General features: G+C 47.6%; 23 protein-coding genes and 1 pseudogene. 21 read left to right on the top strand and 3 right to left on the bottom strand.

Features of this window, described 5'->3' with window-relative positions; all coding sequences use genetic code 11:
* Positions 1 to 5 precede the first annotated feature (5 nt).
* The 11 genes from FO446_RS25540 to FO446_RS25490 all read left to right on the top strand — a co-directional run bounded on the left by FO446_RS25540 (position 6) and on the right by FO446_RS25490 (position 12,877).
* Complete coding sequence (locus FO446_RS25540) at positions 6 to 1,277, top strand: MFS transporter (RefSeq protein WP_237899446.1); 1,272 nt, start codon at positions 6 to 8, stop codon at positions 1,275 to 1,277.
* 51 nt (positions 1,278 to 1,328) lie between these two features.
* The gene (locus FO446_RS25535; protein ID WP_237899444.1) at positions 1,329 to 2,855 is read left to right on the top strand and encodes an argininosuccinate lyase; all 1,527 of its coding nucleotides are present in this window, start codon (positions 1,329 to 1,331) and stop codon (positions 2,853 to 2,855) included.
* Complete coding sequence (locus FO446_RS25530) at positions 2,845 to 3,897, top strand: PLP-dependent cysteine synthase family protein (RefSeq protein WP_221868283.1); 1,053 nt, start codon at positions 2,845 to 2,847, stop codon at positions 3,895 to 3,897. Before FO446_RS25535 ends, FO446_RS25530 begins: the two co-directional genes overlap by 11 nt.
* Positions 3,872 to 5,128 carry an ATP-grasp domain-containing protein gene (locus FO446_RS25525; RefSeq protein ID WP_173611104.1) on the top strand — a complete coding sequence of 419 codons (1,257 nt, stop codon included), beginning with the start codon at positions 3,872 to 3,874 and terminating at the stop codon, positions 5,126 to 5,128. Before FO446_RS25530 ends, FO446_RS25525 begins: the two co-directional genes overlap by 26 nt.
* Positions 5,125 to 6,180, top strand: a complete 1,056-nt coding sequence (ltaE, locus tag FO446_RS25520) for a low-specificity L-threonine aldolase (protein ID WP_173611105.1) — start codon at positions 5,125 to 5,127, stop codon at positions 6,178 to 6,180. Before FO446_RS25525 ends, ltaE begins: the two co-directional genes overlap by 4 nt.
* A gap of 204 nt (positions 6,181 to 6,384) precedes the next feature.
* Positions 6,385 to 8,130, top strand: a complete 1,746-nt coding sequence (locus tag FO446_RS25515) for a peptide-binding protein (protein ID WP_173611106.1) — start codon at positions 6,385 to 6,387, stop codon at positions 8,128 to 8,130.
* An 86-nt stretch (positions 8,131 to 8,216) separates the two neighbouring features.
* Positions 8,217 to 9,188 carry an ABC transporter permease gene (locus FO446_RS25510; protein WP_173611107.1) on the top strand — a complete coding sequence of 324 codons (972 nt, stop codon included), beginning with the start codon at positions 8,217 to 8,219 and terminating at the stop codon, positions 9,186 to 9,188.
* Positions 9,185 to 10,165 (top strand): ABC transporter permease, encoded by a 981-nt coding sequence (locus tag FO446_RS25505; RefSeq protein ID WP_173611108.1) that lies wholly within the window; start codon positions 9,185 to 9,187, stop codon positions 10,163 to 10,165. Before FO446_RS25510 ends, FO446_RS25505 begins: the two co-directional genes overlap by 4 nt.
* The gene (locus tag FO446_RS25500; RefSeq protein ID WP_237899441.1) at positions 10,141 to 11,187 is read left to right on the top strand and encodes an ABC transporter ATP-binding protein; all 1,047 of its coding nucleotides are present in this window, start codon (positions 10,141 to 10,143) and stop codon (positions 11,185 to 11,187) included. The genes FO446_RS25505 and FO446_RS25500 overlap by 25 nt, the downstream gene beginning before the upstream one ends.
* On the top strand, positions 11,184 to 12,158 hold the full coding sequence (locus FO446_RS25495) for an ABC transporter ATP-binding protein (protein WP_173611110.1): 975 nt from the start codon (positions 11,184 to 11,186) through the stop codon (positions 12,156 to 12,158). The genes FO446_RS25500 and FO446_RS25495 overlap by 4 nt, the downstream gene beginning before the upstream one ends.
* A gap of 140 nt (positions 12,159 to 12,298) precedes the next feature.
* Positions 12,299 to 12,877 carry a DUF5050 domain-containing protein gene (locus FO446_RS25490; RefSeq protein WP_229088176.1) on the top strand — a complete coding sequence of 193 codons (579 nt, stop codon included), beginning with the start codon at positions 12,299 to 12,301 and terminating at the stop codon, positions 12,875 to 12,877.
* Positions 12,878 to 12,946: 69 nt separating this feature from the next.
* On the opposite strand, the pseudogene FO446_RS25485 reads toward FO446_RS25490, so the two are convergent.
* Positions 12,947 to 13,243: pseudogene (locus FO446_RS25485) on the bottom strand (hypothetical protein); the annotation flags it as partial.
* A gap of 563 nt (positions 13,244 to 13,806) precedes the next feature.
* Between FO446_RS25485 and FO446_RS25480 the strand changes: the two are divergent.
* Both FO446_RS25480 and FO446_RS25475 read left to right on the top strand, forming a co-directional pair.
* Positions 13,807 to 14,637 carry a hypothetical protein gene (locus tag FO446_RS25480; RefSeq protein ID WP_173611111.1) on the top strand — a complete coding sequence of 277 codons (831 nt, stop codon included), beginning with the start codon at positions 13,807 to 13,809 and terminating at the stop codon, positions 14,635 to 14,637.
* A 12-nt stretch (positions 14,638 to 14,649) separates the two neighbouring features.
* Complete coding sequence (locus FO446_RS25475; RefSeq protein ID WP_007723975.1) at positions 14,650 to 14,832, top strand: hypothetical protein; 183 nt, start codon at positions 14,650 to 14,652, stop codon at positions 14,830 to 14,832.
* A gap of 75 nt (positions 14,833 to 14,907) precedes the next feature.
* Here FO446_RS25475 and FO446_RS25470 read toward each other — a convergent pair whose 3' ends face one another.
* Together FO446_RS25470 and hisC are read right to left on the bottom strand one after the other, a co-directional pair.
* Positions 14,908 to 16,203 carry an MFS transporter gene (locus FO446_RS25470; protein ID WP_237899440.1) on the bottom strand — a complete coding sequence of 432 codons (1,296 nt, stop codon included), beginning with the start codon at positions 16,201 to 16,203 and terminating at the stop codon, positions 14,908 to 14,910.
* A gap of 190 nt (positions 16,204 to 16,393) precedes the next feature.
* Entirely contained in the window at positions 16,394 to 17,509 is a 1,116-nt protein-coding gene (hisC, locus tag FO446_RS25465) for a histidinol-phosphate transaminase (RefSeq protein ID WP_237899439.1), read from the bottom strand.
* 229 nt (positions 17,510 to 17,738) lie between these two features.
* Here hisC and FO446_RS25460 point away from each other — a divergent pair, with 229 nt between their 5' ends.
* The 8 genes from FO446_RS25460 (at position 17,739) to FO446_RS25425 (ending at position 25,300) form a co-directional block, all read left to right on the top strand.
* Complete coding sequence (locus tag FO446_RS25460) at positions 17,739 to 19,196, top strand: aminotransferase class I/II-fold pyridoxal phosphate-dependent enzyme (protein ID WP_173611210.1); 1,458 nt, start codon at positions 17,739 to 17,741, stop codon at positions 19,194 to 19,196.
* A 200-nt stretch (positions 19,197 to 19,396) separates the two neighbouring features.
* Positions 19,397 to 20,302 carry a ubiquinol oxidase subunit II gene (gene cyoA, locus FO446_RS25455; protein WP_173611113.1) on the top strand — a complete coding sequence of 302 codons (906 nt, stop codon included), beginning with the start codon at positions 19,397 to 19,399 and terminating at the stop codon, positions 20,300 to 20,302.
* 35 nt (positions 20,303 to 20,337) lie between these two features.
* On the top strand, positions 20,338 to 22,311 hold the full coding sequence (locus FO446_RS25450; RefSeq protein WP_237899438.1) for a cbb3-type cytochrome c oxidase subunit I: 1,974 nt from the start codon (positions 20,338 to 20,340) through the stop codon (positions 22,309 to 22,311).
* The gene (gene cyoC / locus FO446_RS25445; RefSeq protein ID WP_173611115.1) at positions 22,311 to 22,907 is read left to right on the top strand and encodes a cytochrome o ubiquinol oxidase subunit III; all 597 of its coding nucleotides are present in this window, start codon (positions 22,311 to 22,313) and stop codon (positions 22,905 to 22,907) included. Before FO446_RS25450 ends, cyoC begins: the two co-directional genes overlap by 1 nt.
* The gene (gene cyoD / locus FO446_RS25440) at positions 22,908 to 23,240 is read left to right on the top strand and encodes a cytochrome o ubiquinol oxidase subunit IV (protein ID WP_237899437.1); all 333 of its coding nucleotides are present in this window, start codon (positions 22,908 to 22,910) and stop codon (positions 23,238 to 23,240) included.
* A 121-nt stretch (positions 23,241 to 23,361) separates the two neighbouring features.
* Entirely contained in the window at positions 23,362 to 23,688 is a 327-nt protein-coding gene (locus FO446_RS25435; protein ID WP_173611116.1) for a c-type cytochrome, read from the top strand.
* 15 nt (positions 23,689 to 23,703) lie between these two features.
* Entirely contained in the window at positions 23,704 to 24,276 is a 573-nt protein-coding gene (locus FO446_RS25430; RefSeq protein WP_173611117.1) for an SCO family protein, read from the top strand.
* Between the two features lie 67 nt (positions 24,277 to 24,343).
* Positions 24,344 to 25,300 (top strand): carbon-nitrogen hydrolase family protein, encoded by a 957-nt coding sequence (locus FO446_RS25425; protein WP_237899436.1) that lies wholly within the window; start codon positions 24,344 to 24,346, stop codon positions 25,298 to 25,300.
* Positions 25,301 to 25,335: the final 35 nt, after the last annotated feature.

Below are 25,335 nucleotides of genomic sequence, written 5' to 3'. Positions count from 1 at the left end.
TCGAGATGGAACAGCCAGTAAGCGTTAATGAAAAGGTATCTTTTCGGGCGTTACTGAGCTTGAAAAGTTATCGCTATTTAATCTTTTCGCAATTTGTCTCGAATATGGGAGATGGCGTGTATCGATTAGCGCTTATTTGGCTAATGAAGGTTTTGACGGAAAGTCCTTTGTTAATGTCAGTTTTATTGGCAGCGGAAACCATTCCATTGATCCTATTCGGATTATTCGCGGGCGTTTTTGTTGACCGGGGAAATAAAAAGAGGATCATGGTCGTCTCGCATTTATTGAGAGCTGCGCTCATTTTATGCATCGTCCTGTTGTTTTTGTTTGATAGGCTACATCCTGCTGCACTGATCATCATCGCCGTTTTGCTGACCACAGTCAGTGCCTTCTTTCGGCCAGCACTCACGGTAGCAATACGGACGCTGGTTCCCGAACAACATATGACGCAAGCCCAAAGTTTATCGCAGATGATTCAAACGATTGTCAGCTTGGCGGCTCCTGCATTGGCAGCGGGGTTGATCGCGGTTGGGATGGAATATGCTTTTATTTTGAATGTCGTCACCTATTTGTTAGGTGCACTGATTATTTTATGGATTAACGAGAGGGAGCTTGTCGTTTCTACTGTCAGTGAGTTTACAGCCAAGATGATCATGACGGATTTGAAGGATGGAATCCATGCGATTACGAAGCATGATTTTTTGCGAAACTGCATGATTTATTTTACCATCCTCAATTTTTTGACGGCTCCAGAAACGATCTTGCTGCCACTGGTTGTAACCAATGTTACCGAATTGGCCATGCTCGAGATCAGCTTTTTTATCGGGATTATGCTTGGGTCGCTATGTATTAATTATTTGAATCGATATGATGCGATTATTTACATTTGCTGCGGCATTAGTCTGTTTAGTATCGGAATCGGAGTGTTTGCGTTTGGCATTCCGCTTGTTTGGCAAGTTATTTGTGTATTTGTGAATGGAATAGGCTCTGCATTTGTGAATATCAAAATGGGCACGTTGATCACCTTGATGGTGCCCAAAGAAGTCTTGGGAAGAGCATCGAGCTTGATTAGTGTAATGGTTCAGTGCGCTATGCCTGTTTCGGTCTTTCTGGTAGGTCTGACTACTGGTCTTGTTTCCATCTTTACGATATTTGGAATTATTGGCGGAGCGGGACTTCTTATTGTGGTTCTCATGTTGATGAATCCACACTTGAGAATGAAAAAAGAACAAAGCTACGAATATGTGGAACAAAAATCAGGAGGAATCTCTCTTTAGTGCAACTCCTGGTTGAATCGTTACTCAGTCGGAAGCGAGGTGTATTTTTGCATGAGTGTAAAATTAACGGGCCGTATAGCTTCGACACCAAGCCGCCTCTTGCATGATGAAGTATTGGAACCACAGTTCAAGTATGAAGTCGATCATTTGCTGCCTGGGTATATTCAAATTGAATTCGCTATGCTGTTGGAATACGTCAGGATGGGCTTGATTACACGACAAGACGCTTTGCCTATCGCACAGGCACTTCAGGCCGCTACACCCGAAACAATCGCTCCTGACCCCGGACAGAACATGTCCGATATCTCTTTTGCCCTCGAGCGTTATATTGAAGGGTTGCTCCCGAGACCGGTACCGTGTTGGCATATGGATCGCAGCCGCAATGATGTCCAAGCGTGCGCACAGGTAATGTTTGGTCGTGCGCAATGGCTGGAGACGACAGGAGAATTGGGACAGCTTATTCAATCGATGGATAAACTGGCTGTTCAATATCGTTCGGTTCCCATGCCAGGATATACCCACTACCAATCCGCACAATTGATTACCCCTGGATTCTATCTTTCCTCTATTAACAACGAATTTTTGCAAGCCATGAATCGATGGATACAAATCTATGACGACATGAATCAGTGCCCACTTGGGGCAGGGGCCATGGCTGGGGTAGAACTGCCGTGGGATCGTCAACGGTTGTCCAAGCTGCTTGGGTTTCGACAGCCTCGAATGAGTGCGTTGTCGGCGGTCGCGTCTCGGGAATGGGTTTTGAGAATTGCAGGAGAGCTGTCCACCTTCTCAGTGTTGATCTCCCGGTTTACAACAGATTTGATTCAATGGGGCAGCAGCGAGATGAACTTCCTCCAATTGCCGGATGAGCTATCAGGCATATCTTCTGCCATGCCACAGAAAAGAAACTTCCCGATCCTGGAGCGTATCCGGGGGAAGAGTGCGCATCTAACCGGATTTTATATGGATATGGTGCTAGCTCAGCGCAATACAGCCTTCACGAATTTGGTAGAGACGTCTAAAGAGGCAGGCACTCATCTTCTGTCGTTGTTTCAACAAACCAAAACGCTCTTGCGCCTGTTAAAAGCGGTGATCGATCATCTGCAATTCAATGAGGATCGTTTGCTCCATATATGTAAACGAGACTTTTTTGGAGGATTTACTCTTGCGAATTTGCTGACCTTGGAGCATGAGATTCCGTACCGAACAGCTCAGGTAATCGCAGGCAGGTACATCGTTCGCGCGCTGGAACACGGTGTATCGCCGGAGCCGGGAGATCCACGGTTACTCTATGAAGCTTGCGCGGAAGCAGGCTTTCAAGTGCCGGATACGGCTTCACTCCTCGCTGCTTCCTTCGATGTGCAGGGGGGCTTGTACGCGAAAAAATCAACGGGCTCCACGAACCCGGAGGAAGTACAGCAGATGCTGACAGCACAGAGGGAGCATGCAGAAAAGCTGCAACGGGAGTGGCAAGATCGACAAGGGCAATTGCAGGCGATCGAAGAAAGGCGGGAGAGGGTAATGAAGAGGCTTCTTTCTGGCAAGCAAGGGAAGGATGTGAGCGTAGATGCGGTATGAACAGCTGGCAGATTCAATCGGGGATACCCCTCTGGTCAAGCTGAGACTTGATGATAGGGCAGTGGGCTCCGTATTTGCAAAGCTTGAGCTAATGAATCCGTTCGGCATGAAGGATCGTGTGGCCAAGCAGTCGATTTTGGCAGCGATAGAGTCAGGAGAACTTCAGGAGGGCATGCCGATTATCGAGAGCTCGTCAGGAACGTTGGCTTGCGGGTTGGCCTTGGTTGGGCGTCAGTTGGGGCACGACGTACACATCGTGACTGATCCGAGAATTGACCCGATTACGTATGCCAAGCTGACCTCGCTTGGCTGCCATGTTCACGTAGTTTCGCAGATGGGAAAACAAGGGTGGCAAAGCGCCAGACTGGAGCGACTCCAAGAGTTAATGAGGGAGTATCCAGGAGCGTTCTGGCCTCGACAATACGATAATCCGGAAAATCCGCGTGCATATGCTGCGCTGGCATCCGAGCTGATGCAGGACCTCAATCGAATTGATGTACTCGTTGGTGCAGTCGGCAGTGGGGGTTCCTTGTCCGGGACCGCCAGAGAACTGAAGCATCATAATAAGGAGCTGCGCGTCGTGGCGGTGGATGCAGCGGGGAGTGTGATATTCGGACAACCCGATCAGCCGACACGTCTGCAAGGTGGCTTGGGAAACAGTTTGATCGCAAAGAACGTAGATTTTTCCATGATCGATGAAGTGCATTGGTTGAACGATGCTGAGGCATTTGCGGCTACACTGCGGTTGGCCCGTAATGAGCATATTTTTGCTGGCAACAGCTCGGGCTCCGTATACGCCGTAGCCAACTGGTTAGCGAGCCAGGTCGGGAGTGAGTGCAATATCGTGGCCATATTGCCGGATCGAGGGGATCGGTATGTCGATACGATCTATAGCCACTCCTACCGGGAGAGCAAGGGTCTGATACAAACGAACCTGCGAGACACGCCACAATGTGTGGAACCAAAGACAGTCGTGACTAGCTGGTCCTATTCCAAATTGATGGGGATGTATCCGAATGAACAAACACTTTCTGTTCGTTGAAGCGAATACGACGGGGACAGGTATGCTCGCTATTAAAAAAGCGCGCGAATTGGGGTTTACGCCCGTATTTTTCACAGAGAAGCCTGAACGTTACCACGGCTTGAATGAGTTGGAATGTCACGTAGTCGTGACCGACACGAATTCCCAAGCAGAGCTGACTGACAGTGTAGCACAAGTAATTAAGGAAGGCAGAGAGATAGCCGGAATCATGTCGACAAGCGACTATTACCTCGAGGCGGTTGCCAAGCTGGCCCGGAAATTCGGTTGGACAGGCAATTCGCTGGAGGCGATTGAAGCCTGCCGTAATAAAGCGATATTTCGCGAGAAGCTTCAGGGGTATCAAGTGTCTCAGCCTAAATTTTTGGCAATAAACTCTATGGAGGCATTGACGGAAGCACGCTCTTGCATTTCTCTGCCCTGCGTGGTGAAGCCTGCTGACGATAGCGGGTCGAATAACGTGCGCCTGTGCTTTAGCTGGGATGAAGTGGAGCATATGGCAAAGGAAATCCTTGCGATCAAGTACAATGCGCGCGGTCAGCAAACAGCTCGGACAGTGCTTCTCGAGCAGTATGTCGAGGGCCCTGAATTTAGCGTGGAGACGTTCTCGTGGCAAGGGCAATGCTTTGTCATCGGCATTACCCAGAAACGGTTAACGGGATACCCATTTTTCGTGGAAGCAGGACATATTTTCCCTGCACCGTTGTCGGCAGAAGAGAAACAGGAGATCGAGCGAACGGTGGAAAGGGCGTTAGAGGCGGTGAACTACCAGTTCGGTGCTGCCCATACAGAAGTGAAGTGGACATCAGCAGGTTGTGTTGTCATCGAAGTAAACGCAAGGCTTGCTGGTGGAATGATTCCAGAGTTGGTTCGCCGTTCAACAGGGATTGATCTGCTTTTGCAACAAATCAGGTGTGCGGCTGGACTTGCGCCTGAATTATCTCAAACAGTCGAAGAACGACAATATGCAGGCATTCATTTTCTCGTGTCTGAGCGTCAGGGAACCTATGGCGGGATACAGGGAATGGATACCGTTCGCAACCTGCCGGGGATTGCTGAAGTGGCGATTCATGCGAAAATCGGACAAAACGTCCAGCCTCCGCAAAATTTCTCGCATCGTCTCGGCTATGTCATCGTGGAAGGCAAGCATTACAGTGAGACCGCTGAGTTGATCGAGCAGGTGAAAGACTGCCTGAGTGTACAAGTAGGTCAGCAATTGGAGAGTGGGGTATGAAACCGTTGATAGAATTGAGAAGCGATACATTCACTTTGCCGACAAATCAGATGATGGAAGCCATTCAAGAGGCGGTACTCGGTGACGATGTCTACGGAGAAGATCCTACGGTTCGCCAATTGGAGCAAGAAGCGGCCCGGAAGCTGGGTAAAGAGGCAGCCATTCTCATGCCGAGTGGAACAATGGCCAATCTGGCATCCTTAATGGCGCATTGTCCTCGCGGTTCCAAAGTAATCGTAGGCAATGAGACGGATATTTACATCTATGAAGCGGGTGGCGCGGCTGTGTGCGGTGGCATTATGTACGAGCCGATTCCGACACAGCCAGATGGAAGGTTGAACATCGCGGATATGGCGCGGGTATTTCCGTTGGAGCCAGAAGATCCACAATTCGCATTGCCTTCCTTGATCTGCCTGGAAAACCCGCATAACCGGATGGGGGGACGTGTCCTTCCGCTGTCTTATTTGGAAGAGGTTCGCGCATTTGCAAACGAAAAGGCTGTGCCCGTTCATATGGACGGTGCACGCTTGTTCAATGCCGCCGTTGCTCTTGACGTGGATGCGGCAGAGATTGCGCGTTATGCCGATTCCGTGCAAATATGTCTGTCGAAAGGGTTGTCAGCACCGATTGGTTCCCTTGTCGTCGGAACAGAAGACTTTATTCAGAAAGTGTATCGTCTGCGCAAAATGCTGGGTGGCGGTATGCGTCAGGCAGGGATTATTGCAGCGCCAGGTTTGGTTGCCTTGCAGCAAATGACGGATCGATTGGCAGTTGATCACGCAAACGCTCTTCGTTTAGCACGTGGTCTGGCGGAGATTCCAGGAATCGTGACTCATGTGGAAGATGTAGAGACCAATATTGTGTTCTTCCGGATTGAACACCCAGTCCATACGTGGCAGACCTTCATAGAAGCAGCGCAAGCACATGGGGTGCGCGTAGCGGAGCTCGGTCACGGCAGAATTCGAGCGGTCACTCATTCCGGTATTGAGACAGCGGATATCGACAAGGCGCTAAGCATCATACGTGAACTGTTGCAGTTCCAAACAGTATAGGGCAGACTCGCTCCCCCTTCAGTGGAAGGGGGATTTATTATTAAGGTTTATAAAGGAATATAAAATGATCTGATTTTTTCAAATCTTTTAAAGGGAAAATATTTTCAAATAACAGAAAATTATTTAATATTAAAAAGACAGGCCTTGGGATGTATTGCCCATTATGGAAAAGGCTTGAAAACATGTGAAAGAGGGGGAAATGATTTGAAAAAAGGGAAAGGTTGGTTGAAGCCGTTGGCGTTGCTCTCTTTAACCGGCGCGCTGTTGGTCGGTTGCTCAAGCGGGAACAACGCTTCGCCAGGAACTACAACACCAGCACCAGCAAAAAAACCGGTGGAGCAGGTAGCTCCTCAGGCGACCAGTACGGATGATGAGAAACCAATAGACGGTGGAACGTTCACGCATTCTACCACGTCTGACATCGTCACGATCAATCCGATTTTCGGAAATGACACGGCATCCGGCGACGTTATGGAGTACACCCAAGCGTATTTGTACAATCGGAACCCGTCTTTTGATTTAGCGGTTTACCCTTGGTCCCTTGCAGCTGAACTGCCAAAAGTAAGCGAAGATGGATTAACCTACACAATCAAGATGAAAAATAATGCGAAATGGTCGGATGGAACGCCAATCACGGCTGATGACTTGATTTATACCATAAATGCAATCAAAGCTCCTGAGACAGGCGCACCAGGAATAACGAAATACGATAAAGTCAAAGAAATGAAAAAATTGGATGATTACACTGTAGAAATCAAATTGACTCAATTGTACGCTCCATTTGCTTTTGGATTAATGCAACAGTTGGCACCAGCCCACGTGTTGAAAGACGTACCGTTTAAAGAATTGCAAGCACATTCTTACGGAAAAGATCCAGCCAAGACACCAACTTCCGGGCCGTTCAAATGGTCAGAGTGGAAACAAAAGGAATTCCATGTGCTAGATGCTAACCCAGATTACTGGGGGGAAAAGAAGCCGCATATCCAAAAGGTTGTGTACAAAATCTATGCGGATCAAAACACACAAGTACAGGCTTTGATGAAAGGCGACGTTGACTTGGTAGATTCCATTCCTGTCACGCAGCTCGAAGCGGTGAAGGCGAAAGGAACGATCAACATTTCGACGGAGCCAGGTCCTAGCTATGAATACTTTGCCTTCAACTTCGACAAGAAGAACTTCCCGAACAACTACGGGTTGTTTGAAGGTCAAAAAACGCGTCAGGCCATTGCCCACGCAATCAATCGTCAAGGTATTATCGATAATATCTTGAAAGGAACCGGAAAAATTATGGATGCACCGTTCCTGCCAGGTACATGGGCAGACCCGGGCGATGCAGCAGTCCATTACGAATATAGTGCAGAGAAAGCAAAACAATTGCTGAAAGAAGACGGATGGGTAGCCGGGGCAGATGGAATTCTTGCCAAAGACGGCAATCGTTTCTCCTTTGAATTCATTTTCAACTCGGGGAACAGTCGTCGTGAACAGGCAGCAGTCGTTATTCAACAAAACCTGAAAGAGGTCGGAATTGAAGCGAAGCCAAAGGCATTAGACTTCTCGGCTCTTGTCGATCAGTATGCCAACCCTGGTAAATTCCAGGTTCTGTTACTCGGATGGCAATTGTCTGATCCAGACCCGGATGGCATTTCTACTTTCGGGAAAAAGGCATTCCCTCCTGGCAACAACGCTGGCTGGTACGACAATCCGAAGCTGGATGCGCTCTGGGAAAAAGCTGTATCCACGGTTAAACAAGAGGAACGCGCAGCGATCTATAAAGAAGTCGGAAAAGAAATCTCGACGAACCTGCCATACGTATTCATGTATCAGTACGGAACGCCACGAGGCATGACTTCTCGCGTCAAGTATAAGGATGAGTTTAAACCAGTATCCATGATTCCATATGGGGAGACCTTTGGCTTCCTGAACTGGTGGATCGACGATACCAAAAAATAAGCTCGGCTGGTAGCGGTTAGCAATAGGAAAAGGGGGAAGGGCAGCCTTGTTGTCCCTTCCCCTTTCAAACGAAAGGAGGATGCTGATTGGCTGAATATTTAGTACGCCGCGTACTACAAGCCGTGCTTGTTTTATTTTTGATCACAGTGGTTTCGTTCGGACTCATGCATGCAGCACCCGGAGGACCGCTAAAAGTTATGCTCTCACCGGGAATGTCTCCTGAATCACAGCTCATCCAGATGAAAAATATGGGGTTGGATCAGCCAGTCTATATTCAATACATGAAATGGGTCGGTAATTTGCTGCAAGGAGATTTGGGCCATACCTTTAAAAATAACGTTCCTGTTGGTGATATTTTGTGGCCGACGGTCTGGAATACGTTTGTGCTCATGTCTGTAGCGTGGGGGCTTTCCATGCTGATCGCCATCCCGTGGGGAATCTACAACAGCACAAAGCAATACGGTCTGTCTGACCAGATCGCCTCCATCGTTGCCTATCTCGGATTCGCGATGCCGACCTTCTGGTTTGGGATTATGCTACAACAGTATTTCGCGATGCAGTTGAATCTCCTTCCACTATCTGACATGTACACGATGGGGAAAGAGGGACAGGTAAGCGACCTCATTTTGCACTTGATTCTACCTGTTACAGTGTTAACACTGGTGAACATCGCAGCCTATGTCAAATATACGCGCGCCAGTATGCTGGAGGTTTTGGAGCAGGACTATATTCGGACGGCGCGTGCCAAAGGAATGAAGGAAAGACGCGTGATTTTCCGCCATGCTCTGCGGAACGCATTGATCCCTGTCGTGACGATCATCGGATTGGATTTGCCGACTCTGGTAGCAGGCGCAGCATTGACAGAGAGTGTATTTAACTGGCCAGGCATGGGCCGTCTGTTTGTCGAAATGGCTGTAGCCCGTGAGTATTCTGTGCTGATGTCGATCACGTTGCTGATTTCACTGATGGTGATTATCGGAAACCTGCTAGCCGATTTAATCTACGCACTGGTTGATCCACGAGTGCAGCTTGGACGCAAAGGAGGCAGGGCAGCATGAGTCAAGTACAGCTTCAAGATGACACTGTTGTTGAAACGAATCGACCGGGTGGACAGCTTCCAACAAACCCTGCTGGCGAAAAGCCTCCTGGGCTATGGACAACTGCGGGCAGAAAATTCATGCGCAATCCGTATGCTGTTAGTGGCTTGATCGTGCTCCTGTTTTTTATTGGGATTGCTGTGTTTGCCGATTGGGTTGCACCGCATGATCCGGCAAAGGTTGACTTTATGATTACCAACCTGCCTCCTGGAACAGAAGGGCATGTGCTCGGAACGGACGAGCTCGGTCGTGATATTTTGTCCCGCCTCATTCATAGCAGCCGGGTGTCTATGCTGGTCGGCTTCAGCGTTGCTTTTGCTGCGGTCGTCATCGGGACGCTGATTGGAGCGATTTCTGGTTATTTTGGCGGCTGGATTGATACCTGCTTCATGCGTCTCGTGGACGTGATGAATTCCATTCCGAGTCTGTTTTTTAACATTCTGGTTTTGGCTCTCTTCGGAGCGGAATTTGTCTATATGATCCTGATTTTGTCGCTGACGAGCTGGACAAGTGTGGCACGCCTAGTGCGCGGGCAGTTCTTGCAGCTACGGGAAATGCAGTATGTGGAAGCGGCGAGAGCGATCGGCGTATCACACTGGGGCATTATTACGCGTCACCTGGTACGCAATGCAATGGCCCCGATTATTGTGTACGCGACTCTCATGGTTGGTTCGGCCATTCTGTCAGAGTCCGGTCTCTCTTATTTAGGCTTGGGAATTCAACCGCCAGAAACAAGCTGGGGATTAATGTTGAGCAAGGCACAGGAATTCATGCTGGTCGATCCTTTGCAAGCACTTTATCCCGGTCTTTGTATTTTGCTCGTAGTGCTAGCGGTTAACTTCGTCGGAGACGGCATCCGCGATGCATTTGACCCAAGGAAGAAAAAGAAGAACCCGAAAAGGAGGCTGAACAAGTGGAACGCAACATCCTCGAAATAAAAAATTTGACCACTTGCTTCTTTACGGATGACGGCACGGTCAAGGCCACGGCTCGAGTGAGCATCAACGTTGGCAAAGGACAGACGGTGTGCTTGGTAGGGGAATCCGGCAGTGGAAAGAGTGTGACGTCACTTGCAGTCATGCGACTGATTGATTATGCGGGCGGATTTATTCAGAGTGGGAATGTCATGTTTCACGGACAGGATCTGGCGGCAAAGGATTTGGATGAAATGATGAACATTCGCGGAAACAAAATTGCGATGATCTTCCAAGACCCGATGTCGGCTCTCAATCCGGTATTTACGGTAGGCGATCAAATTGCGGAGAGCTTGATGCTGCATCAAAACATGAACCAGACAGATGCGTTCAAAAAAGCGATCGAGATGCTTCGTCTGGTTGGTATTCCGGCGCCAGAAGTACGAGTGAAACAGTACCCGCACGAAATGTCTGGAGGGATGTGCCAGCGTGTTGTCATCGCGATGGCCTTGGCCTGCAACCCGGAAATGCTGATAGCAGACGAGCCAACTACTGCTCTTGATGTAACGGTTCAGGCGCAAATTTTGGATTTGCTCAGACGGCTGCAAAAGGAATTGGGTATGTCGATTTTGCTGATCACCCATGACATGGGGGTAGCAGCAGAGATGGCGGATCGTATCGCGGTGATGTATGCGGGAACGATTGTGGAGGAGGGAACGGTCGAACGGATATTTGACGAGCCCCGGCATCCTTACACGATTGGCTTGCTGCAGTCCATTCCCGGATTTGAAGGGGAGCGCGGCGGAGAATTGTACACCATCCAAGGCACTATCCCGAGCATTACCCAATTGCCGACGGGCTGCCGTTTTCACCCGCGTTGTCCGCATGCGATTGACAAATGCCGAAAAGAGGAGCCAATTTTGCGCGAGGTTGTTACGGGACAACAAGTGGCTTGCTGGTTGAACGAAGATGTCAGCAATCACTTCAGAATAAATCAGCGTGCAAATTCAGTCGCTGGAAGCAAAGCAGAGGTGAACCGCCAATGAACCGGGAATATTTGATCGAAGCCAAACATATCAAAAAGTATTTTCCAATTAAGGCGGGCTTGTTGAGCCGTGTCGTTGGTCATGTAAAAGCCGTAGATGATGTGTCTTTCGGAATTCGGGCAGGGGAGACATTTGGGCTCGTAGGAGAATCCGGTTGCGGGAAGTCGACACTGGGGCGTGTCGTGTTGAATTTGCAAAGGGCGACGAGCGGAGAAGTGCTGTTTGACGGAACCAATATCCATCAGGTGAACAGACAAGAGAATTTGAAGCTGAGACGGGATATGCAGATTATTTTTCAAGACCCGTTTGGTTCGTTGAATCCACGATTTTTGGTAAGCGATATTATTGGAGAGCCGTTGCGGGTTCATCTGCGCGCATCTGCAAAGGAAATGGATGAACGGGTAGTCGAGCTGATGAGTCTGGTGGGCCTCGATCCTTCGAGACGGAATCGGTATCCGCATGAGTTTTCCGGCGGACAGCGGCAACGGATCGGGATTGCGCGGTCGATTGCACTCTCACCACGGTTTATTGTGGCGGACGAAGCTGTTTCTGCGCTGGACGTGTCCGTACAGTCACAGGTTTTGAACCTGATGATGAAATTACAAAAAGAGATGGGGCTGACCTATCTATTTATCGCGCATGGTCTGAATGTGGTACGCCATATTTCTGATCGGGTAGGCGTGATGTACTTGGGGAAAATGGTGGAGATTGCACGAACGGATGACTTGTTTGCACAGCCACTGCATCCGTATACAGCGGCATTGTTGTCGGCGATTCCGAAGCCTACTCCGCATCGGCGACAAGAGCGGATCGTCCTGCAAGGGGATGTACCATCTCCGGCCAATCCGCCGTCAGGTTGTCGTTTTCATCCTCGTTGTCCAATGGCGCAGGAGAGATGCAGCAAGGAGATTCCCGAGCTCATAGAGGTTGGGCAGGATCGGCAGGTCGCGTGTCATTTCCCTTTAGCATAGAGAGAAAGAGCCACCTATGACGGGTGGCTTCTTAGTTTTTCTAGATAATCCAAATTAAGACAGACAAAACGAATTCGTTTTGGTACATATAAATCAGTGTTGCCGGATGTACTTTATTAGGCCATGAACGGGAGCGATGCATGATGCAACATAAAGGGAAATGGATGATTTCCATTGTGATGACAGTATGCCTGATTGTAGTTCTTGGCTTTGGTAATCAGCAAACAATGGAGACTGCGCCCACAAAAAAACCAGTGATAAACGTTTTTGGCAGCGATCCTGTCAATATCAATTCACACCGAAGCTTTGTCGCCGTTCAAGGAGAGTGGATTTTTTATAACAACGATGGCTTATACAAAATCAAAAAGGATGGAAGCTCTCTTCAAAAGTTGAGCAGTGATTGGGCCCATAATCTGAATGTTGTAGGTGACTGGATTTACTATACGCGCAATAAGCCCTTGAAAGAAATCTATCAGCTTGAGATGCCCAATTACGAGATCAGTTATACGTATGAAGATACGATGGAGCTCTTTAAAATAAAGACAGATGGCAGTTCGAAAACAGTTATCAAAAGTGGTAGTCTTACTGAAGGGGACCCCAATAACGTACACCGATTGTACGTGGTGGAAGATTTCATCTTTTTTTACGATGAACAAGATATATTCAAAGTGAAGATAGGCGAAAACAAAGTGGAAAAGGTAACCCCAAAGGCGAAGTAAGGATAAAAAAGCCACCCCTGGCGGGTGGCTTTAATGTTATGGGCTAATTCTCGGGGGACTTTTTCTCTCCCGCTTTTTGTATAGAGGCTTGTGAAGAGATTCATAGACAACGACGAGAATGGGAATAGCTACTAACTGTGGGTAATCAGCATCCAACATAAACCAATCCATGCGAAAGTCACAATCAAGAACACGAGCATATACTGATACGGTATCTTCACTTTCTTCTCCAGGCCGCCATTCAGTTTGAAGGCGAGAACGCCAAGCATGAAAAAACCATTCAACCGCATTCGTGACCAGAGGTAATAAGCCAGTGGCATGGGATGGTTCGAGGTAGGGCAAGTCTACTTGATCTATCGAAAATCCGCGCGATGGCAATGATGTAGGAAAGAATGGTTTCATTCTTCGCTCTTATTGAATTCATTCTGACTAACTCCTTTTCGCTTGGATTATCCTTTATTATGGCAAGGATTGTGGATGTCAATTGTGACAATGGGAGCAACATTGTCTGTAACAAAACCGTCACTAACAGTGGAAAAGCAGCACCCAGAAGAGGGGTCTAAACAAAATCAGAACGGCATAATGTATGGGGTATTACCAAGACGGATGAAGGCCATGATGAGCATTTCGTGTTTGATAGAGGTGAAAAATGGGCAGACCAATAAAGGAGCGTTCTGCTACGAAGTACACCCAGTATACCGATAGGGGGAATATGCAATTGTTGAGTTCATTTAAACCGTTAAAGAGAATCGAAGAAAACAGCAAGATTGTACAGCAGACGATACAGTACATAGGTAATCAAAAAGTCAGTACGATTACGATAGAAACGCCTAAAAAACTACCTAAATGTAGGTAGTTTTTTCCTATTTGTAGAATCTGAATAAAATGTTAAAATAATGTAAAACTTTACCAGAAGGAGAGGTTTACAGGTGCTAAAGAATCTCGTGCAGAGCCATGTAAAGATCGTGTTTTCTGTTCTTGGCATCTTGTTCGTTCTGGTCTCATGGCTCGTATTTGAATTGTTGAAAGGTTTGCTGCCAGATTTGATAGCAGTCATACATAAGTGGATGTTTCAACCGATCGAATGGCTGTTTATCCTAGCACCGCCACATGAGGAAAACAAACTAGCTTCGTTAGGCTCTGTTCTAGGCTTGTCTATCTTGTATTCCGCTATTTTGGCGGGAATGATATTCATCGTTTTGTTCATCTGCAACAAGGTTAGAGGAAACGAGATCGAGTTCCAGATGGAAGTGAAGTATTGTGAGAAAGAATTGGCCAATGCGATTTACAGCTTGGATGGAAGTGGTCAGTCATCAGCTATTATTAATGCGAATGCGATCACTTTTATGAAGGCATTTGAAATGGAAGTAAAGACGATTTATGGATTGAAACCGGACGAGCTATGCTGCTATTGGATCGTCCCTACGAATAATGACAAGCAGTTTGAAGTGTTTTACTTAACCGAGTTGAAAGATTTTGACACCGTACGTACGCTACTACTGTCTTCCATGCTTCAAGAGGATTGCAGAATTGCCGATAAACAAGTAAAGGGACGTATTCAAAACACGGACATTGAACAATTTGCCATTGTAAAAAATTTTGGCAAGTTCAGGCTTGGATTTGCGGTCGCTGTTTACAAGAATGACACATTTACTCCCGAAAATATGCAGGAGTTCGAGCGGTTGACTACGTATATGTTATTATTAGGATTTGTTACCAAGTTTGTGAACAAGGTCAAAACCTTAAAGAGAGCTAGTTAGGAGTGGGATACGATGAAATTAGCTGAGTTCTTCGCGAAAAGAGGCAACGAAACTGCTGTTTACTCGAAAAATCTCTCTTCCAAGAAGAAGATTCCCAACAGCAAATTTACTCCTGGCTTCGCTAGCTTAAAACAGATTGTAGATGAGCATAGTCCAAATGAGCGACATGATAATAAAGTGGTTGGAGGAAAATGACACTGCCTGTGAGCAGTGTTATTTTTTGTTTTGAGGTACTTGGAATAGAGAAAAAGCCACCTGATGAGGGTGGCTTTAGTTTTGGGAGATCTCTACACGGTGTTTGCTCTTTCTGTGGGACCATATCAGGACAGGGACTAGCAACAGCGATAATGCGCCTCCAGCAAGGGAAAGCGTTGCGAAGCTGGCATTGGCGACGACCATACCGGACAGGGCACCACCGGATGCGCCAGCCAAGGCAATCAAGACATCAACTGTTCCCTGCGTTTTCGCACGAGTGGCGGGCTGCGTTGCATCCACGATGAGCGCTGTGCCGCTAATTAGTCCAAAATTCCATCCCAGTCCGAGCAGCACAAGAGCGGTGATGAGTAGCGGCATCGAATCGACTGGCGCAAAAGCTGCAGTCAGGCTGGCTGCAAGCAGTATGACACCAGAAGCATAGGCCATGGTGGAGCGACCGATCTTGTCAACGAGAACACCTGTCAAGAGCGAAGGGAGGTACATCGCACCGATATGAAAACCGATGACGATGCCTACTTCAGAGAGACCATGTCCGTGATGCTTCATATGTACAGGTGTCATTGTCATAATGGCGACCATGACGATCTGCGTCAAAATCATGACGGTGGCTCCCACGATGATTCCCCGGTTGTTGCTTGCAAGCTGGTTCTCATTCAGATAGGATGGGGAGCTCTGATCCACCTGTTTCGCTTCGGCGATTGCTTTCGAAACGATGAACGGGTCCGGACGAAGCAGTACCCAAAATACGAGAGCTGCGAGGATGAAGGCAGCGGCACCCAAGATGAAAGGACCAGCAAGTGCGGGGACACCGATGGAAGTAGCGAATCGTCCCATGACTTCCACCAGGTTTGGTCCTGCAACAGCCCCGAATGTAGTGGAGACCATGGCAATACTCACGGCAGTCGCGCGCTGTTTAGGCTTTGCCAAGTCTGTGCCTGCATAGCGGGCCTGCAGGTTAGTAGCGGTGCCAGCCCCATACAGAATTAAGGAAGCAAACAGAAGGACAATACTGTTTGCGACAGCTGCGATAACCACCCCAATTGCGCCAATCCCTCCGGCTAAGAAGCCGCTAGCGAGCCCCAAACGGCGTCCAAAGCGTTGAGAGAGCCGACCCACCAGCAATGCAGCCACAGCAGAGCCAAGCGTGAGCAATGCGGAAGGGATGCCCGCGAGACTTTCCGAACCCAGCATATCCTGGGCGAGGAGAGCCCCTACGGTGACACCTGCCGCAAGTCCTGCACCGCCGAAAATTTGTGAGATGACGACAATCCAGAGCGTTCGTTTGTATAGTCGTTGCTGTTTATCTGGGGAGTCGATGTAGCTTTGTAAATTTTCAGGTTTGAGTGACATCTGATCCACCTTTCTATTGAATGCAAGCTTTCGTGAAGTTATGAAATTTCAGTCATTCCTGCCGGTGGAAATGACTGGGGAATTTGCATTCAGTATAGTATTGGCGACGGGTAAACACAAGGGGAATTCAGCTTCATAAACACTTTGCAAAAGAAAAAACACCGGACATTTTCTAGCCGGTGTTTTTTGTTCATTTTCCTGCGATAGGCAATAGCTCACGGAGGTTTTGGATGAGAATTTGATTTTCTTCCAGCGTACCTACACTGATTCGAATATGCTCCGGTAACCCCCAGGTCTCTCCGTACCGCAAAATGATTCCTCTTTCCAGCAACTCTTGATAAATCCTACCCGCATTTGGCCCGAATTTTGCCAAGATAAAATTAGACATACTCACGGTGTAAGGAATATTCATTTCATCGAATGCATCGTAGAGCTGCTTGCGGCCTTTGGTGTTTTCTGTGAGGGATTTTTCAAAATGCTCTACGTCTCCAAGAGCGGTAATGGCGGCTATTTGTGCCAAGGAATTGACGTTAAACGGTTCTTTTACTTTCAGGATTTTTTGGATCACCGAGGGGTGAGCGACACCAAATCCGATGCGAATACCTGCAAGCGCGTAAATTTTCGAGAAGGTTTGCAAGACGAGAACAGGGTATCCTTGGCGGACAAATTCAATACCTGTTGTGTAATCGTCAGCCGTTGCATAGTGACTGTAAGCAGCGTCGAGTACAATAAGCACCTCATCTGGCAATTGGTCTAGCAATGCCGTCAAGTCCTGATGAGTCAAATAGGTGCCTGTCGGGTTATTTGGGGAACAAAGGTAGACAAGCTTTGTTCGATCTGTGATCGCTGCCAAAATTGCTGAGACGTTGAATGCGTAATCGGTATCAAGCGGAACCGTTTTGATGACAGCTCCCATGAGATGCGCGCCGAATTCATATTCAGAAAAGGTCGGCGAAGTCACGACGATTTCGTCCTCGGGCTCCAGATAGGTCTCGGAGATGAGCTTGATCAGTTCGTCGCCGCCATTCGTGATGATTAATTGCTCCGGACTTAACTCAAGATGATCTGCCAAATGCTCTTTCAGCGTCGTTGCATGGGCATCCGGGTAACGATGCAGCTCCGGGAGCGCACCGAGAATGGCGCGGATGATCTTGGGGGATGGGCCGAGTGGATTTTCATTTGAGGCTAATTTCATGATAGAAGAGAGTCCGTACATTTTTTTTATCTCCCAAATCGGCATTCCAGGTTGATAGGATTGTATCTTTTCTAGTGTTTTGCGTGATGGGATCGTGGGCAGCTGTTTCATCTATATAGCCTCCAAAACTTCATGGTAGCAACACTGTAAGGGAAATCTCCGGCACTGTAACCAGCCAATTTACGAAAGATGAAACAGACCAATTACGAGGAAGGGCACAAATTGGATGGTTCATAAAAGTCAAGATTGGATCATGAAGGAAGGAGCCGCTTCCTTTATAATCAGCCCAGAAACATCACTCATTCAAACAACACGGAAGGATAGTGAGGTGGGAAAAATGTTGATTCAAGGGCAAACGCCGCTCTTTAACGGGCTGAGAAAGCATGCCCAGAAGAATCCAATCCAATTCCATATACCAGGTCATAAAAAAGGGAAAGGGATGGATCCTGAATTTCGATGGTTCATGGGAAAAAATGCACTTTCCATCGATTTGATTAACATTGAACCATTGGACGATTTGCATCAACCAAAAGGGATTATCAAACAAGCGCAGGAGTTGGCTGCTGAAGCCTTTGGCGCTGATCACACCATATTTTCTGTTCAAGGTACGAGCGGAGTCATCATGACCATGATTATGGCGGTTTGTAATCCCGGCGATAAGATCATCGTGCCACGGAATGTACACAAATCTATCATGAGCGGAATTGTTTTATCCGGTGCGACTCCTATCTTTTTACATCCAGAAATAGACCCTGTCTTCGGGATCTCACATGGAATTACACCACAAGCTGTGGAAAAAGCATTGGAACAACATCCTGATGCAAAGGCAGTTCTCGTCATCAACCCGACCTATTTCGGAATTGCTGGTGACTTGAAGGGCATCGTTCAAGTTGCGCATGCCAGAGGGGTGCCTGTACTCGTAGATGAAGCGCATGGCTCACATGTTCACTTCCATCCCAAGCTCCCACTATCGGCGATGCAAGCTGGTGCAGATATGGCAGCAAGCAGTATGCATAAATTAGGAGGCTCCCTAACGCAAAGTTCGTTGTTGAACATTCAGGGAAATCTCGTTTCGATTCAGCGTGTACAAGCTATCTATAGCATGCTCACGACGACATCCACTTCCTATTTACTGCTTGCTTCGCTCGATGTGGCGAGAAAGCGGTTGGTTACATCGGGGAAAACGCTATTGGATCAAACGATTCAATTGGCAAATGAAGCACGGGCACAAATCAATAAAATTAATCATTTGTACTGCATTGGGAGAGAAATTATCGGGACAAATGGAGCGTTTGCTCATGATCCGACCAAGCTGGTCATCTCGGTAAAAGACCTCGGCATTACGGGATATGAAGCTGAAAAATGGCTCCGCGATCGCTATAACATAGAGGTAGAGCTATCTGACCTGTACAACATCGTGTGCATTATCACACCAAGTGATACGAAAGAAGATTTGCAAATCCTTGTCTATGCCTTGGAGGAGCTGGCTGCCGGGTCCGAGGATCAAGGAAACAGAAAAGCTCGCCCGAAAATGCAGCTTCCCAAAATACCGGTACTCGCTGTCACCCCACGCGATGCATTTTACGCACCGACAGAGATGATTCCCGTCGAACAATCCGTGGGAAGAATTATCGCGGAGTTTGTCATGGTATATCCACCAGGTATTCCGATCTTTATCCCGGGGGAAATCATTTCGGAAGAGAACCTCATCTATACGAAGAAAAACATCGAGGCAGGTTTGCCTGTTCAGGGCTTCGAAGACCCCACGCTACAGACCATACGTGTCATCAAGGAATAACCAAATAATAGGAGGAAGGGCCGCCTTGGGGTGGTCTTTTTCTTTTTATGTCTAAAAAGTGTCCAAAATGCAGCGGATTCTTGAACATGGCTGGTTGATCCACTTTGTCATTGGCTGGTGACACTCCATCGGTCCGGCTTTAGAGTAAGACTTGTTTCAATAGTACCCCGTGCATGGTGATAGGAGATGAGGACAAGGACATGAAGACGTCCAAGACAGTACGCTGTATGTCATTTTTGTTCATGTTCATCCTGCTGTTCTTGACGACCGGTTGCGCTGATAACTATATCGTGCTCGATCCGAAAGGACCCATTGGTGAACAGCAAAAGGACTTAATGATTTTATCCACGCTTTTAACGCTAATCGTGATTGTTCCTGTACTAATTCTTACTTTTGTCATTGTATGGCGATACCGTGACAGAAAAGGAAGAAAGGCGAAGTACACGCCTGATTGGGAACACAGTACGAAACTGGAAATCATTTGGTGGGGCATTCCCATCATCATTATTACGTTAATTGGGATCGTGACAGTTCGGTACACCTATTCGTTGGAGCCATCCAAGCCGTTGGAATCCGAAAAGAAACCGATCACGATTCAAGTGACGAATTTGGATTGGAAGTGGCTGTTCCAATATCCTGAACAAGGCATTGCCACTGTGAACTATGTGCAGTTCCCAGAGGATGTGCCGGTACGTTTCGAAGTGACATCTGACGCTCCGATGAATTCATTCTGGATTCCACAGCTAGGCGGTCAGATTTATGCCATGTCTGGCATGTCTATGACTCTCTACCTGCAAGCAGATGAACAGGGTGAATACATGGGATCAGGTGCGAACTTTACCGGAAAAGAATTTGCGAAGATGTTTTTCACGGCGAATGCGACTTCCCAAGAAGACTTTGATCAATGGGTGAATCAGGTGAAACATACTTCCCCTGAGCTGACGTTGGATGGTTACAAAGAGCTGACTAAACAAGGAACATCGGATGTGCGTTATTTCTCCGCTTTCCCTGAAGGGTTGTACGAGATGACTGTGACCAAGTACGCTGCTTCACACAATCACGGCTTATCTACGAGAGTGCAACCGCCAGCGAGGGTGAAAGAATAGTCGGTTGAATTGGAAGAGGGAGGAGAGAAACAACGATGTGGGAGAGTGTGAAAGAATTCGCCTCTGAATTTTTCGTAACAGGCGATCCACTTATTTACGGTGCGGACGTCAGCATTGTGCTCAGTATCATCGCAATCGTATCAGTGCTGACTTACTTTAAAAAATGGGGATGGCTCTGGCGCGAATGGCTGACAACTGTCGATCACAAAAAGATCGGTATTATGTACATTCTCGCTTCCGTTCTCATGCTGTTTCGAGGAGGGGTAGATGCTCTCCTGATGCGGGCACAGCTCGTCATGCCTGAGATGCAGTTTTTGAGTGGGGATCACTACAACCAGATTTTTACGACGCATGGCGTCATTATGATTCTGTTTATGGCGATGCCGCTTATGTTTGGATTGTTCAATGTTATCGTGCCGCTGCAACTCGGTGCACGTGACGTAGCCTTTCCGTTTTTGAATGCGCTCAGCTTCTGGCTGTTTTTCTCAGGGGCGATGCTGTTTAACTTGTCCTTCGTCATTGGGGGTTCTCCTGATGCAGGTTGGCTGGCTTATCCGCCGTATTCGGAGCTAGCCTTTAACCCGGGACCGGGTCAGGATTTCTACATTTGGGGGATTCAGATCTCAGGTATTGGTAGTTTGATGACCGGGATTAACTTTATCGTCACGATCTTGAAAGTGCGTGCTCCAGGTATGACTTTGATGAAAATGCCGATGTTTTCCTGGTCAGTTTTGTCGAGTTGTATCGCAATCGTTTTCGCATTCCCAATCTTGACGGTAACATTGGCACTGCTGTTTATCGACCGCTATTTGGGTGGGCACTTCTTCACCTTGGATGGCGGCGGTAATCCGATGATGTACATCAACCTGATTTGGATGTGGGGTCACCCGGAGGTTTACATTATCGTTTTGCCAGCGTTCGGGATTTTCTCCGAGATCGTTGCGACGTTCTCACGCAAAAAGCTGTTTGGCTACAAATCCATGGTATTCGCCATGATCATCATTAGCGTTCTCTCGTTCCTCGTATGGGCGCATCATTTCTTCACAATGGGCTCCGGTGCGGACGTCAATGCATTCTTCGCCGTCACGACGATGTTGATTGCGATTCCGACTGGTGTAAAAGTGTTTAACTGGCTGTTTACGATGTTCCGAGGAAAAATTACGTTCGAGACGCCGATGCTGTGGACGGTCGGGATTATCCCGAACTTCGTCATTGGTGGGATGACGGGTGTACTTCTCTCAGTGGCACCTGCTGACTTTCAATATCACAACAGCTACTTCCTCATTGCACACTTCCACCAAGTAATTATTGCGGGTGTCGTGTTTGGATTCTTCGCTGGCTTGTACTACTGGTGGCCGAAAATTTTTGGCTTCAAGCTGAATGAGCGGATTGGCCGTTGGGCTTTCTGGCTGTGGAACATCGGGTTCTACCTGTGCTTCATGCCACAATACGCATTGGGCTTGATGGGGATGACACGTCGTCTTTACACGTACGGCTGGGACAAAGGCTGGTTCGAAATGAACCTGGTATCTACGATTGGTGCCGTAATCATGGGTGCTGCATTCCTTGTCCAAATTTGGGATATTGCACACAGCATCAAACACATGAAGAGAGATACAACAGGCGACCCGTGGAATGCTCGTACATTGGAGTGGTCGATTCCTTCTCCCGCTCCGTTCTATAACTTTGCCGTCATGCCGCAGGTAACGTCTCAAGATGATTGGCATGAAAGAAAGCTGCGCATCGAGCAAGGCTTGGAAAAGCCGGCGAAAGTAGAACTGGAACCGATTCATATGCCGAAAAACTCCGGTATTCCGATTGTGATGTCCATGTTCTGGTTCTTTGTCGGATTCGGTTTGATTTTTGATTGGTTATGGATGGCTGTACCAGGGTTTATCAGTGTGATTGCATGTATGGTTGTTCACTCGTTTAACTACGACACGGACTACTACGTCACGGTGGAAGAGATTAAACGTACAGAGGCGGAAGCAGGGAGGGTGATTACGTAATGGCTAATGTGAATGCTGGACATCATGATCATCATCCAGACCAAGAGGAATTGCGCACGTTTGCCTTTTGGATCTACCTCATGACGGATGTCATCTTGTTCGCTACCTTGTTTGCGACTTATATCGTACTGCAAGGGAGCACGGATGGTGGTCCAGGTCCAAAAGATCTGTTCCAGATGAATGGGATTTACGCGAGTACGTTTATTTTGCTGACCAGTAGCTTTACGAGCGGTCTTGCGATTCTCGCTATGAATAAGGGAAATCGTCTTGCTTTGATGAACTGGCTGGGAGTTACCATATTTTTGGGAGCATCCTTCTTGTTCCTGGAAATCAACGAGTTCATTCATATGGTTAGTGAAGGGGCAACGATTGGAACGAGCGCATTCCTGACTGCCTTTTACACATTGGTAGGAACGCATGGTTTGCACGTGACGCTCGGTATGGGGTGGATGATCATCGTCATCATGCAAATCGCGAAGCACGGGATTACACCCGTAACGAAACGAAAAGTTAACATCATCAGCTTGTTCTGGCATTTCCTTGATGTGGTCTGGATTTTCGTCTTCACCATCGTGTATGTGATGGGGGTGAATTAATTGAGCAAGCAATCTGTGCATGGCACGACAGAACAACACGGCGGTCATGGTTCTTTGAAATCGTATGTGATTGGTTTCGTCTTGTCGCTTGTATTCACAATCATTCCTATTATGGCACTAGAAAACGGTTGGCTGGATAGTGATAAGCGACTCATCATCTATTTAGGAGCGGCTCTGTTCCAGTTTATTGTCCAGTTATTCTTCTTCATGCACCTGAAAGAAGAGGATAAACCACGCTACAACTTGATGTCGCTCTTACTCGGGTTGTTTATCGTATTCCTCATCGTGATCGGCTCTATCTGGATCATGATGTACAACATGGTCGCGCTATAATCATGAGCGAATTTAATCGGGGGCGTACTGCTGTACGCCCTGATTCTTGGTCTAGCGGATACAGCAGGCCGTCCCTTTTTGTAAGGTAACGGTTTTCCCGTAGGAAAGGTAGGGGGGTTCTGTGAAAGCCATCAAGTATCTCTTCATTGGTTCGCTGTTCCTGGTTGCATCTGCATGCAGCAATGGCGCGACGGAAGGGCAAACAGAAGTTGCAGATGCAGATAAAAGTGCGATGAAGCTATACAAAAATAATTGCATGAGCTGCCACGGTAACGATTTATCCGGTAGGGTGGGTCCAAGCTTGCAGCAAGTTGGCTCGAAAATGACGGAGGAAAAACTCGTTGAAATCATTACGGCCGGCGCAAATGGCATGCCTGGTTATGAAAATGTACTCAGCCCAGAAGAAATCGGCCAGTTAGCGAAGTGGCTCTCTGAGAAAAAAGAATAGGAGAGGGGTGGTACAATGAAAAAAACAGCTTGGTTGATCATGCTCAGTATCCTGATGGTTTTGGTAACTGCGTGTGGTCCAGCAAGATATGATTACAACTATCCGGTCAATGAATTTGCTTATACGGATCAGGAAGGGAAGCCTTTTTCATCAAAAGATCTGGAAAATAAGGTATGGGTTGCTAACTTTGTCTTTACGTATTGCGGAACCGTTTGTCCTACGATGACAGCAAACATGGCTGAATTGCAGAAAAAAGCAAAAGAAGCTGGTGTGGATGTGGAGTTTGTTTCTTTCTCGGTTGATCCAGAAAGAGATACGCCAGAGGCATTGAAGTCCTATCTGGGTAAATTCAATGCGGATTTCTCCAATTGGCATGCATTGACTGGCTATGGATTTGAAGAGATCAAAACATTTATTCTCAAATCATTCAAGACTCCGATAGAAAAGGACCCTAATTCCGATCAAATCATCCACGACACGTTTTTATACTTGGTCGATCAAAAGGGAACAGTGGTTAACCGTTATGAAGGAATGACGGACGTGCCTTACAATCAAATTATCGAGGATATAAAAGCGTTGCAGGAGTAGGGGAGCCAGTCGGGTACGCCGAATAATAGGAAAGCAAGGCAGATGCTCTATTTGGGAGGGATGTAACATGTCAATCCAGCAACATAACGTACGAGTAGCCGTTGTTCAAGCTGCTTCGGTCATAATGGATCGAGAGGGAAGTACGGAGAAGGCAGTTTCACTGACATTGGAAGCAGGCGAAAAAGGAGCGAAAATCGTCGTTTTTCCCGAAGCTTTTATCCCTGCGTATCCGAGAGGCCTTGCTTTTGGAGCAAAAGTAGGCAGTCGTTCCGCTGAGGGGCGTAAAGACTGGTTTCGTTATTGGGACAATTCGATTGTCGTCCCGAGTGAAGAGACAGACAGGCTCGGGGAGGCAGCGCGCAAGGCTGGCGTGTATCTCGTCATTGGTGTGATCGAGAGAGACAATGAAAATAGCGGCGGCACCTTATATTGTTCCGTCTTATTTTTCGGACCAGATGGTGAGTTGCTCGGCGTGCATCGCAAGCTGAAGCCGACTGCATCCGAACGGTTGATTTGGGGCGAAGGGGACGGAAGTACTTTGCCGGTATTTGATACTCCTTACGGTAAGATCGGGGCCCTGATTTGTTGGGAAAATTATATGCCGCTAGCGCGAGCAGCGATGTATGCAAAAGGCGTTCAAATCTACATCGCACCTACAGCAGACGCGAGGGATGCGTGGCAAGCTACCATCCGGCATATCGCATTGGAGGGCAGATGCTTTGTTTTATCGAGCAATCAGTACGTAACAAAAGATATGTATCCGACTGATTTGGCCTGCTACGACGATCTGATCTCTTCACCAGACGAGATGAGCAGAGGTGGAAGTGCGATTGTAGGGCCATTGGGTGACTATATCGTCGAGCCTGTTTTTGGTCGGGAGGAGATTCTCTACGCTGATCTGGACATGCGCGATATCGCTTATAGCCAATTCGATTTTGATGTCGTTGGACATTACTCGCGACCGGATGTTTTTACATTGTTGGTAAATGAAGAGAAAAAAGAGAATGTGAAATGGATGAAGTAAGTCCTTTTGTAAAATGCAGACGACCTCCATTGCTT

Source organism: Brevibacillus brevis, from assembly GCF_022026395.1.
In the GTDB taxonomy this organism is placed as follows: Bacteria; Bacillota; Bacilli; order Brevibacillales; family Brevibacillaceae; genus Brevibacillus.
Note: the sequence above shows the minus strand (reverse complement) of the source record. Positions and strands in the feature narration are given on the sequence as shown.

What these genes read in the sequence shown, in the direction of transcription:
- FO446_RS25430 (WP_173611117.1), top strand. Translation starts at nt 23,704, where the DNA reads ATGAAAAAAACAGCTTGGTTGATCATGCTCAGTATCCTGATGGTTTTG.
- FO446_RS25530 (WP_221868283.1), top strand. Translation starts at nt 2,845, where the DNA reads ATGCGGTATGAACAGCTGGCAGATTCAATCGGGGATACCCCTCTGGTC.
- FO446_RS25475 (WP_007723975.1), top strand. Translation starts at nt 14,650, where the DNA reads ATGAAATTAGCTGAGTTCTTCGCGAAAAGAGGCAACGAAACTGCTGTT.
- FO446_RS25450 (WP_237899438.1), top strand. Translation starts at nt 20,338, where the DNA reads ATGTGGGAGAGTGTGAAAGAATTCGCCTCTGAATTTTTCGTAACAGGC.
- cyoA (WP_173611113.1), top strand. Translation starts at nt 19,397, where the DNA reads ATGAAGACGTCCAAGACAGTACGCTGTATGTCATTTTTGTTCATGTTC.
- FO446_RS25490 (WP_229088176.1), top strand. Translation starts at nt 12,299, where the DNA reads ATGATGCAACATAAAGGGAAATGGATGATTTCCATTGTGATGACAGTA.
- ltaE (WP_173611105.1), top strand. Translation starts at nt 5,125, where the DNA reads ATGAAACCGTTGATAGAATTGAGAAGCGATACATTCACTTTGCCGACA.
- FO446_RS25535 (WP_237899444.1), top strand. Translation starts at nt 1,329, where the DNA reads ATGAGTGTAAAATTAACGGGCCGTATAGCTTCGACACCAAGCCGCCTC.
- FO446_RS25425 (WP_237899436.1), top strand. Translation starts at nt 24,344, where the DNA reads ATGTCAATCCAGCAACATAACGTACGAGTAGCCGTTGTTCAAGCTGCT.
- FO446_RS25525 (WP_173611104.1), top strand. Translation starts at nt 3,872, where the DNA reads ATGAACAAACACTTTCTGTTCGTTGAAGCGAATACGACGGGGACAGGT.
- FO446_RS25505 (WP_173611108.1), top strand. Translation starts at nt 9,185, where the DNA reads ATGAGTCAAGTACAGCTTCAAGATGACACTGTTGTTGAAACGAATCGA.
- FO446_RS25495 (WP_173611110.1), top strand. Translation starts at nt 11,184, where the DNA reads ATGAACCGGGAATATTTGATCGAAGCCAAACATATCAAAAAGTATTTT.
- FO446_RS25540 (WP_237899446.1), top strand. Translation starts at nt 6, where the DNA reads ATGGAACAGCCAGTAAGCGTTAATGAAAAGGTATCTTTTCGGGCGTTA.
- hisC (WP_237899439.1), bottom strand. Translation starts at nt 17,509, where the DNA reads ATGAAACAGCTGCCCACGATCCCATCACGCAAAACACTAGAAAAGATA.
- FO446_RS25470 (WP_237899440.1), bottom strand. Translation starts at nt 16,203, where the DNA reads ATGTCACTCAAACCTGAAAATTTACAAAGCTACATCGACTCCCCAGAT.
- cyoC (WP_173611115.1), top strand. Translation starts at nt 22,311, where the DNA reads ATGGCTAATGTGAATGCTGGACATCATGATCATCATCCAGACCAAGAG.